General features: G+C 36.8%; 3 protein-coding genes. All 3 read left to right on the forward strand.

Translation table 11 applies throughout. The annotated features are described in order from the left end of the window. Positions 1 to 225: 225 nt before the first annotated feature. Genes AABE15_RS04505 through AABE15_RS04515 form a run of 3 tightly spaced genes read left to right on the forward strand, consistent with a single transcriptional unit; the run spans position 226 to position 3,796 of the window. Positions 226 to 1,491 (forward strand): pitrilysin family protein, encoded by a 1,266-nt coding sequence (locus tag AABE15_RS04505; RefSeq protein ID WP_338330089.1) that lies wholly within the window; start codon positions 226 to 228, stop codon positions 1,489 to 1,491. After that, the gene (locus AABE15_RS04510; RefSeq protein ID WP_338330090.1) at positions 1,488 to 2,825 is read left to right on the forward strand and encodes a TldD/PmbA family protein; all 1,338 of its coding nucleotides are present in this window, start codon (positions 1,488 to 1,490) and stop codon (positions 2,823 to 2,825) included. The genes AABE15_RS04505 and AABE15_RS04510 overlap by 4 nt, the downstream gene beginning before the upstream one ends. 26 nt (positions 2,826 to 2,851) lie before the next feature. Next, positions 2,852 to 3,796 carry a Tim44-like domain-containing protein gene (locus tag AABE15_RS04515; RefSeq protein WP_338330091.1) on the forward strand — a complete coding sequence of 315 codons (945 nt, stop codon included), beginning with the start codon at positions 2,852 to 2,854 and terminating at the stop codon, positions 3,794 to 3,796. Positions 3,797 to 4,243 lie beyond the last annotated feature (447 nt).

Raw genomic sequence — 4,243 nt, forward strand, 5'->3', positions numbered from 1 at the left:
ATATCTTATAATGTACTTATCATTCCCGCAGGAACGACGCACTTTGCTAAATTTTTCCAAACAACAAAACAGACGTAAAACATCAAGGCGCCTTCCCCCCTGTTCATACCTGTTTTTTACTCACCAAAAGGATATTATCGAACTCTTCCTTTAAACCTTGAATAAACCCAGACATCAGTCTAATCAATCTTTTAATAATATAACTGAGAGAATTTTAGGAGTTTTATGAGTAAAGCTGTAAACATTTCAATTTTACCTTCCGGTGTAAAAATTGTAACCGAACGTATGGAACATGTCGAAACCTTGTCCCTTGGTGCTTATGTAAACGCGGGTACAAGATATGAAGAATCTTGTGAAAACGGTATCTCTCACTTTTTAGAACATATGGCCTTCAAGGGAACAGAAAAACGTTCAGCTTTTGAAATAGCGGAAACAATCGAAAACGTTGGAGGCCATATCAACGCTTATACTGCGCGGGAAATCACAGCGTATTATTTGAAATTGCTTAAAGAAGATCTTGAGCTTGGTGTCGATATTTTAGGGGATATCCTTACTCACAGCACTTTTAATCCCGAAGAGATTGAAAAAGAAAGAAGTGTTATTTTACAGGAAATTGGACAAACCAATGATACCCCTGACGATATTATATTCGATTATTTTCAAGATACCGCCTATCCAAATCAACCTATGGGAAGGCCTACGCTAGGCACGCACGCCATCATTAATACTTTGAATCGCAATCATTTAAAAGAATATGTAAATAACCACTATATTTCTTCCAATATTATTTTTTCTGCTGCTGGGAACGTAAAACACGACCAAATTGTGTCTATGGTAGAACGCTATTTTAAAGACTTACCACAGGGAAATAAAATTTCCCCTTTACCTGCTGCGTATCAGGGAGGAGAATTCCGTAAAGAAAAAGAATTGGATCAAGCGCACATTGTTTTAGGGTTTCCATCGGTAAATTATAAACATACCCTTTACTATCCTGCGGTTTTGCTCTCAATTATTTTAGGTGGAGGCATGTCTTCTCGCTTATTTCAAGAAATACGCGAAAAAAGAGGCTTAGTGTATTCCATTTACTCTTATAATAATACTCACCTTGATGATGGTGTATTGGGTATCTACGCGGGTACGGGCAAAAAACAAACTAAAGAGCTACTGTCCGTACTTATTGAAGAATTAAAAAAAGTACAACATTTCATCAAGCCTGAAGAACTAAAACGTACAAAAGCACAACTTAAATCTTCCTTACTCATGTCAATGGAAAGTACTGCCAGCCGATGTGAACAAATCGCACGTCATTTACAAATTTATGGACGTGTTATTCCTGCGCATGAAATTGTTAAAAAAATAGACGCGGTCGAACTAGAGGATATTTATAATATTGCCGCTCAGATTTTTCATTCTAAACCTACTCTAGCAACCCTTGGTCCCATTCAACATGTTCCTTCTTTATCTTTTATAGCTGAAAGACTAAGTTCATGACAGATAAACGCGTTTTTCTTCAAAAACTACTTCAAGAAGCCAAGCATTTTGGTGCTACGGATGCAGATGCGTTAATGGTCTCTTCAACTGCTGTAAGCGTTCAAGTTCGCAATGCGCACCCAGAAGAACTCGAACGTTCAGAAACCAACATCATTGGTCTTCGTGTCTTTAAAGATAAGCGTTCTGCAACCATTTCCACGACTGATTTTGATAAAAAAAATATAACGCGTTTGGTTGAAAAAGCTAATTCGATGGCAAAAATATTACCAGAAGACCCTTACACTGGATTGCCATACCCTTCTGCAAAACCTATTGTTTCACCGGAACAGCTGGATTTATACGATCCTACCGAACACCCCACTTCAACAATGCTTGAATGGGCCAAAGAAGCCGAATCGGCTGCTTTATCTGTCAAAGGTGTTAGTAATAGCGTAGGGGGAAGTTATGCATTTTGTAAAAAAGAAATTACCTTAGCCAACAGCAAAGATTTTTTTGGATCTTATACGCATACCAATCACTCCATTTCAGCATGCGTATTGGCAGGCTCTGGGGTAGATATGCAAAGGGATTATGATTATCATTCAGCCATATATTTTGAAGATTTGGAAAACCCATCTGAAATTGGCAAAAATGCCGGGGAAAGAGCAGTTGCTAAACTTAATCCGACAAAACCAAAGACGGGTGTTTTCCCTGTAATTTTCCATCCAAGAGTAGCACGTTCTCTTATTGAACATTTAGCCAATGGCGTAAATGGAAGCAGTGTTACAAAAGGCAGTTCTTTTTTGCAAGACTCAATGGGGAAAGTAATTTTTCCGCCATCCATCACGGTTATTGACCAACCTTATAAAGCTCGTGGGCTCGGTTCTATTCCTTTTGATAGTGAAGGATTGTTTCCAGAAACAATTAATCTAATTAAGCAAGGTAAACTAGTAAATTGGCTATTGGATTTTCGCTCCGCTAAACAACTGGGATTAAACAGTAACGGCCATGCTTCGAGAGGTGTTTCTTCAGCTCCATTCCCTTCACCAACCAATTTATATGTGATGCCTAGTACACATACTCCAGAAGAACTGATGCAAGATATTAAAGAAGGAATATACGTTACAGAATTAATTGGATCTTCTGTAAATATGCTTACTGGGGATTACAGCCGAGGTGCAAGCGGGTTTAAAATACGAAATGGGACTATTGCTGAACCTATTGTGGAATTTACCCTTGCCTCGAACTTAATTGATATGTTTTCCAAACTTCATGTCGCAAATGATTTGGAATTTCGTTATCATGTCAACAGTCCAACCATACGCATTGACGATATGAGTATTGCAGGCGACTGATAATATATAATGAATTGGAAAAAGAAATGAACTGTACGACAAATTTAAGCCGTACCCTACTTTGTCTTTTAAGTCTATTTCTGCTTACACCAACACTGATCCTCAGTGGAAATCCTCAAGCCGAAGCAAGAGCAGGAAGAGGCCTCTCTATGGGAAGCCGAGGTAGTCGAACATTCCAATCTCCTCTTTCAAATCGCTTATCTCCCTTTGGGGCTTATCCTACTCAAATAACCATGACTCGCCCACCTGTTTCCACCCCTTTTAATGGGGGTTTCGGGAACGCTGTACGTAAACCAGCCGCTCCAAATAATAATGCATTTACACGCGGTTTAATCGGGGGTGCCATTGGGGCTGCAGGCTATCATATGTTGGCAGGACATAAAGAAAGTAGAGCCCAATCTGGCGCTATAAATACGCAGCCGAAATTTAGTGCGTTCAATTTTCTTTTACGAATTTTCTTTATAGGACTGCTGTTCTGGTTGGGTTTACGTTTTTTTCAAGGATTACAACAAAAAAATAAGAAAAAATCTTCCGGATTTTTTTCTCGAACAAAATCCCAAAACACTATTCAATTGACCAAAGAAGATTATCTTCTTTTTCAAACAAGACTAATAGAAATTCAAGACGCATGGAACAAACAGGATCTTATTGGATTACAGAAATTCGCTACCCCTGAGATGGTTGCTTATTTTCATGAACAACTAACAGATTTAGCGAGCAAAGGTCTACGTAATACGACCTCTGAAGTACAATTTATTCAGGGAGATTTGTCGGAATCATGGACTGAATCCGGCAGAGATTATGCAACAGTTACAATGCAGTATTCTTTAATTGACGTGACGACAAATAGAATGGGACAAGTTGTTGAAGGTAACCCTAACCAAAAAGTTCAAATAAAAGAACTATGGACCTTTGTGCGAGCTTCTGGAAGTCAATGGTGGTTACTATCTGCCATACAGCAATCAAAATAATAATTTTTGTAATTAAACACATTCAAGAAAATAAACCTCTTGAACTAACACTATAAATGCGCTCCCTTTTATTTTTTAATAGAATAAAAAAATTAGAGTTACATAAGTATTCTTAAGTATTAAAATATTAAGCCATAAATTGTAATCTATTAATTAATATAATTAGATTTAATTTTTTACATTATTTGCAATCTTCCACTTCAATACATCTTTTTTAGTAACAAGATTTATAATTTTTTATAAAAACAAAAGAGACTTAATTGTTAGAACATAAAAATATTTATGTAACGCACCTTAATTAACTTTATAAGGCATGTTAAACGATTATAGCCTGCTAAATAATAACATTTTTGTTTGATTGGAATTTTCTTTAAAAATCAAATTTTTAAAATAAATATGCCTCACGAACTCGTTGTATATCGGTCTTATTTTTTATTTGTCTATCCA

Origin of the sequence: Commensalibacter sp. Nvir (genome assembly GCF_963921845.1) — a bacterium.
GTDB lineage: Bacteria > Pseudomonadota > Alphaproteobacteria > Acetobacterales > Acetobacteraceae > Commensalibacter.

What these genes read in the sequence shown, in the direction of transcription:
- AABE15_RS04505 (WP_338330089.1), top strand. Translation starts at nt 226, where the DNA reads ATGAGTAAAGCTGTAAACATTTCAATTTTACCTTCCGGTGTAAAAATT.
- AABE15_RS04510 (WP_338330090.1), top strand. Translation starts at nt 1,488, where the DNA reads ATGACAGATAAACGCGTTTTTCTTCAAAAACTACTTCAAGAAGCCAAG.
- AABE15_RS04515 (WP_338330091.1), top strand. Translation starts at nt 2,852, where the DNA reads ATGAACTGTACGACAAATTTAAGCCGTACCCTACTTTGTCTTTTAAGT.